General features: G+C 42.0%; 5 protein-coding genes and 1 pseudogene. All 6 read left to right on the top strand.

Annotated elements, in window-relative coordinates; translation table 11 throughout:
* Positions 1-278 precede the first annotated feature (278 nt).
* Complete coding sequence (locus ACH2DQ_RS29805) at positions 279-863, top strand: methyltransferase family protein (RefSeq protein WP_394911762.1); 585 nt, start codon at positions 279-281, stop codon at positions 861-863.
* A 131-nt stretch (positions 864-994) separates the two neighbouring features.
* On the top strand, positions 995-1,876 hold the full coding sequence (locus tag ACH2DQ_RS29800; RefSeq protein ID WP_394911761.1) for a S66 peptidase family protein: 882 nt from the start codon (positions 995-997) through the stop codon (positions 1,874-1,876).
* A gap of 154 nt (positions 1,877-2,030) precedes the next feature.
* On the top strand, positions 2,031-3,362 hold the full coding sequence (locus ACH2DQ_RS29795; RefSeq protein ID WP_394911760.1) for a putative DNA modification/repair radical SAM protein: 1,332 nt from the start codon (positions 2,031-2,033) through the stop codon (positions 3,360-3,362).
* Positions 3,363-3,380: 18 nt separating this feature from the next.
* Positions 3,381-4,148, top strand: coding sequence for a TIGR03915 family putative DNA repair protein (locus ACH2DQ_RS29790; RefSeq protein WP_394911759.1), 768 nt, complete (start codon positions 3,381-3,383; stop codon positions 4,146-4,148).
* Positions 4,149-4,405: 257 nt separating this feature from the next.
* Complete coding sequence (locus ACH2DQ_RS29785) at positions 4,406-4,633, top strand: HPr family phosphocarrier protein (protein ID WP_027293454.1); 228 nt, start codon at positions 4,406-4,408, stop codon at positions 4,631-4,633.
* Positions 4,634-4,778: 145 nt separating this feature from the next.
* Positions 4,779-6,015, top strand: a pseudogene (locus ACH2DQ_RS29780) (ATP-dependent DNA helicase); the annotation flags it as partial.

Here is a 6,015-nt window from a genome sequence, read left to right as displayed (position 1 = left end):
CCCACGCCCATCTTTTCGTACACTACCTATCTTATACAAAGCGTCCTTACTCAGCTAAACCCAAATTTAGAATTTTATAAACCGCAAGGCCATCCTATCTACTTATTAAGTAAAGATATGAAGTTTTCGTATTATATTTGTACCTGAAATTATTACCTCTGGCATAGAATTCTCCGGATATGTAATAATAATTGAGAAAATGCTTTTCATTTGAAATAATATATGTTATCATATATGAACAAGTGAACATATATTAATTTAATACAGGAGGGATATGGATGAGTATGTTGCAGATTAGCGGAATCTTCATTTTAGTTTCTTTTTATGGGGCATATTTTCTGAAAATGCTGTTGCAGAAGAAAAAAGGAATTAAAACAAATCAGATGGGAAAAGGCAAGAAGGACAGTGTTACGCTTTTAGTGGAAAGAGCTTTGGGCGTTTTGACGGTATTCATTGTATTTTTTGAACTGGGCAGTATTTTAAATGGAGGTCACTGGTATTTTAACAATTTCATACGTACTGTGGGGATCCTTGCAGCAGCTGCGGGAGTTGTTATATTTATCATTGCCATGTGGACGATGCGGGACAGCTGGCGCGCCGGGATTCCGGACCAGGAAGAAACCAGGATGATAACGGAGGGAATTTATAAGTATAGCAGGAATCCAGCATTCTTAGGATTTGACTTGATGTATCTGGGGATTTTAATTGCATTTTTTAATCCCATACTTTTAGCTGTTACGGTATGTACGATTCTGGTGCTGCATTTGCAGATTCTTCAGGAAGAAAAATACCTGGAGATAGTATTTGGCGAGGAGTATCTTGTATATAAACAGATTACCGGCAGGTATTTTTGCTTCTTTTAGTGCTGTGCAGTGCCGTTTAGTATCAGGTGGGAGCCAGACGAAGACAATCCTCCAAAAACACTCCGGGAATGCTGTAAGAAGAAATTGAACGGCGAAATGGTAAAGGCACGTAGAAAGGAATAGATCATAATATGAAACCTTTAAGTAAAGCAGGAATTACAGCCTGTTCCAACGGATTACCACTGACATCCAAGGAACAGATAAATGATTTATCAGACATATTAATGAAAATGGGACTGGTGCCTGTAATCAGTCCCTGCATTTTTGAAAATAGTGAAGGTTACAGCAGTGGGGCTAAAGAACGCGGGGAAGCGCTGATGGAATTTTACAGGCAGAATGATATAGATGCCGTATTTGATGTCTCAGGCGGGGACCTTGCCAATGGAATCCTGGAATACCTGGATTACGAACTGATCCGGAAAAATCCAAAGCCTTTCTTTGGCTATAGTGACCTGACAACTGTATTGAATGGGATTTATACAAAAACAGGATGCCAGACATATATATACCAGATTCGCAACCTCTGTGCATCAGGCAATTTTAACGCACGGTTCGAGACAGCCGGGAGGCAGCAGAGAAATTTTGGGGAAACTATGCTTCAGGGAGGAGACAGTTTGTATCGCTTTTCTTACCGATTCTGTCAGCAGCAGGAAATGAAAGGAATTGTTGTGGGCGGCAATATCCGGTGCCTTTTAAAACTGGCGGGAACACCGTATTTTCCGGATGTTCGTAATAAAGTTCTTTTTCTGGAGAGCAGAAGCGGTGACAGAGCAAAGTTAGAAACGTTCCTGTATCAGTTAAAACAGATGGGCGTATTCCAACATTCTGCAGGGGTTCTTCTTGGTACATTCTCGGAATTGGACAGGTCAAATAAATATGCGATTGAAAATCTTTTGATGGAAGCCGCGGATAATCCATCTCTTCCGGTTGCAAAAACAGAGGAGATCGGACATGGCGGCAATTCAAAGTGTCTTGTGATTGGGAAAGAGTATTCTTTCCGAAATCACGAATGAAAAAGTAAAAAGTTTAAAAAAGACAGATTCAAAAAGAAAAAGCATAGAAATTAATAACATAAAAAGCGAATATATGTTCGAAAAAACTTGCATCCCTGACAAGCATGTGCTACAATAAAGACAAACAAATGTTTGGGGTGAGGCTATAAATATTATGAAGATACAGGAATCGATGAGTGTCTATGACAAATTACAGATTTTATCGGATGCAGCTAAATATGATGTGGCGTGTACTTCCAGCGGCGTGGACCGCAAGGGGAATGGGAAAGGAATCGGCAATTGTATAGCACCGGGTATCTGCCACAGTTTTTCTGCTGACGGCAGATGCATTTCACTGTTGAAAATTTTATTTACAAATGAATGTATTTTTGATTGCAAGTACTGCATTAACCGTTCTTCCAATGATGTAGAGCGCACTTCTTTTACCCCGGAAGAAGTGTGTGAGCTGACTATGGAATTTTACCGCAGAAATTATATTGAAGGGCTGTTCCTAAGCTCCGGAGTACTGCGCAATCCCACTTATACCATGGAACTTTTATATCAGACGCTGTATAAACTGCGGAACGAATATCATTTCCAGGGGTATATTCATGTGAAAGCCATACCCGGGGCATCCCAGGATTTAATCGACAGAACCGGGTTTCTGGCAGACAGGATGAGTGTCAACCTGGAACTCCCCACGTCCGAAGGACTGAAGAAACTGGCACCACATAAGACCCGCAAGACGATTCTGGCACCTATGCGGCAGATTCAGAGTACACGGGAGGAGAATCGGTATGACGTGGCTGTATATCGCAATGCGCCCAAGTTTGTGCCGGCAGGACAGAGTACCCAGATGATTATTGGTGCAACGCCGGAAAATGACTATGAGATCATCTCGGTAGCCGAGTCCCTGTATCAGAAATTTGATTTAAAGCGTGTTTTTTACTCCGCCTTTGTGCATGTAAATGAAGACTCCAATCTGCCAATGCTTCCGGGAGGACCACCTCTGTTACGGGAACACAGGCTTTATCAGGCTGACTGGCTGCTGCGGTTTTATGGCTTTCAGGCGGGAGAACTGCTGTCGGAAAAAAGGCCCAATTTTAATGTGCTGATCGATCCAAAATGTGACTGGGCATTGGGACATCTGGAGAATTTTCCAATTGAGATAAACCGTGCGGATTATTTTATGCTGCTTCGGGTGCCGGGAATCGGGACGAAGTCCGCCAGAAGAATTGTGCAGGCGAGAAGATTTGGGAGTCTAAAGTTTGAGGATTTAAAGAAAATGGGGGTTGTGCTGAAAAGAGCACTGTATTTTATCACCTGCCAGGGAAAGATGATGTATCCGGTAAAGATAGATGAAGATTATATATTGCGCAATCTCTTGAGCGTGGGTGAGAAACTTCCCTTTGAGGCAGCCGGATATCGCCAGTTGAGTCTGTTTGATGATTACAATGTGGATGCAGGTATGAATGCCTACGCTCAAAAGTTGATTGTGCAGGCATAATGTGAGGTTGGGAATAAAATGGAAAAGATAATATTCAGATGTGAGGACAGTACGGATGGCATATTTACTGGGGTGTATGATGCATGGGCAAGCAGGCTGGGGCATGGGAATGTGGCATTGCAGTCCGGAGGGAATTTAAATTATGAACTCTTTACAAGTTACGTCGATGTTCCGGTGGATCATGAAAAGGCATATAAGGTTGCCAGAACAATCCGGGAAAAAATGGTGGAAGAAGACTATGAGGCGGTTTATCAGGCAACTCTGTCAAGGGAGGATGACAAGGCAGATGCGATTTACCGGATGATTGTGCTGGGGCTTAGCGGCAACTACCGGGGACCGGTGATTCAGAATCTGGGGAATCCCCATATCTGTAAGGTGTTTGAACTGTCAAGAAATGTAGGAAATGAAGCGCATCACTATCTGGGGTTTGTCCGGTTTAAAGAACTTCAGAATAAAGTACTCAGTTCAGTGATAGAGCCGGAAAATAAGATTATTCCGGTAATTGGAGATCATTTTGCCAATCGTTTTCCCAATGAAAATTTTCTGCTTTACGATAAAACCCATCAGATGCTTATGGTGCATGAGGTGGGAAAAGACTGGGTTGTGGTTACCGGGGAAGTGAACGATCCCGAAAAATTATACCGGGCATCGGATAGAGAGATGGAATTTCAGGAACTATGGAAAGGCTTCTGTAAAAGTATCGGTATTAAGGAACGTAAGAATCAGCAGCTCCAGCGCAAGCTTGTACCTTTGAAACGCAGAAAGTACATGCCGGAATTTATATGAACTGTCAGTGTAAAAATTTGGAACAAAATCATAGATAAATTGCTGGTGTTGCAGATAGTGAGTTTAGACCGAAAGGAAATAGAATAGTTATTATTCATAGATTAGAAAATTCTTTTCTTATATAATTGGATAAAATGACGGGACGAAATCGATACCACAAAATGATCATAAAAATGCAGTGTTGACAAAATCTTCTTGACATGACATAATATGGCAACAAATAAATTAGTCATACATGGTTAAGTGAGGTGAAAAGTATGTCAGAAAGGAAAATTAAGCTTTCCGAAATCAATGAAGTAAAAGAATTTGTATCAACTGCAGGTAAATGTGATTTTGATATTGATGTATTCTATAACAGAGTTGTCATCGACGCCAAGTCAATATTAGGCGTGTTAAGCTTAGACCTGACACGTGTACTTACTGTAAAATACGGCGGAGAAGATATGCAGTTCGAAAATGTATTAAGTAAGTATTGTGCATCTTAGCGTGTTTTTGAAGCTGTACAATTCAAATTTGACTTAGCTGTTTAACATCATATGGAAAAGCAGGCGCATAATCTTGGATAGAGGTTATGCGTTTTTTGTGCTATAATGAAAATCATGTAAGGATAAAGTTCTCAAGAGCGTATATTTGGAGAATGTTTATAACGATTTGCGGGAAGCGGATGGAATAGGAGACAGGGAATTGGACGTAATACGGATTTCAGTGCGTAATCTGGTAGAATTCATTTTGCGCAGCGGTGATATAGATAATCGAAGAGGCGCCATGGCGGATAAAGAAGCCATGCAGCTTGGCAGTAAGCTGCACCGGAAAATCCAGGGGCAGATGGGGGCAGCTTATAAGGCGGAGGTGCCACTTAAACATCTGGTGGAGTTTGAAGATTTTGCAATCAGTATTGAGGGTAGAGCAGATGGCATACAGGTAGATGATTCCGGAGTCCTGATCGATGAGATCAAAGGCGTTTACCGGGATCTGGAGTTTTTAAATGAACCGGTGGGGGTTCATCTGGCACAGGCAATGTGCTATGCATACATCTATGCAAATGAAGAAAAGCTGGAAAATATTGGGGTACAGATGACTTATTGTAATCTGGATACAGAAGTTATAAAGCGGTTTTATCAGGAATACCGGATTGAGGATTTGCAGGAATGGTTTCAGAAACTGGTGACTGAGTATCAGAAGTGGGCAGTTTTCCAAAAGGAATGGAGACAGAAAAGGACAGACTCCATCAGGGAAATTATGTTTCCCTTTCCATACCGTGAGGGACAGAAAGGATTGGCTGGTGCTGTCTACCGCACGATCCAAAGAAAGAAGAAGCTGTTCATCCAGGCGTCAACCGGTGTGGGGAAGACGATTTCAACCGTATTTCCGGCAGTGAAGGCAGTTGGCGAAGGATTAGGCGATAAAATATTTTATCTGACAGCCAAAACCATAACCAGAACAGTAGCGGCAGAAGCCTTTGAACTTTTAAAAGAGCAGGGGCTGCAGTACAAAGTAATTATCTTAACGGCAAAGGAGAAGATCTGTCCTTGTGAAGAGACACTTTGTAATCCTCAGGACTGCCCTTATGCAAAGGGCCATTACGACAGGATCAACGATGCCGTGTACGAACTTTTAAATGAGAAAAGCCGATTTTTTCGGGAGGATATTCTGGAGCAGGCTGAAAAATGGATGGTATGTCCTTTTGAACTGTCACTGGATTTATCTGTGTGGGTGGATGCCATTATCTGCGATTACAATTATGTGTTTGACCCCAGGGCCAGTCTGAAGCGCTTTTTTGCGGATGGGATACAGGGAGACTATCTGTTTCTCATTGATGAGGCTCACAACCTGGTGGAACGGGGACGGCAGATGTTTAGTGCCAGTC

It is taken from the genome of Robinsoniella sp. (genome assembly GCF_034124845.1).
The sequence above is the reverse complement of the archived record's forward strand: the minus strand, read 5'-3'. Positions and strand labels throughout refer to the sequence as shown.

What these genes read in the sequence shown, in the direction of transcription:
- ACH2DQ_RS29805 (WP_394911762.1), top strand. Translation starts at nt 279, where the DNA reads ATGAGTATGTTGCAGATTAGCGGAATCTTCATTTTAGTTTCTTTTTAT.
- ACH2DQ_RS29800 (WP_394911761.1), top strand. Translation starts at nt 995, where the DNA reads ATGAAACCTTTAAGTAAAGCAGGAATTACAGCCTGTTCCAACGGATTA.
- ACH2DQ_RS29795 (WP_394911760.1), top strand. Translation starts at nt 2,031, where the DNA reads ATGAAGATACAGGAATCGATGAGTGTCTATGACAAATTACAGATTTTA.
- ACH2DQ_RS29790 (WP_394911759.1), top strand. Translation starts at nt 3,381, where the DNA reads ATGGAAAAGATAATATTCAGATGTGAGGACAGTACGGATGGCATATTT.
- ACH2DQ_RS29785 (WP_027293454.1), top strand. Translation starts at nt 4,406, where the DNA reads ATGTCAGAAAGGAAAATTAAGCTTTCCGAAATCAATGAAGTAAAAGAA.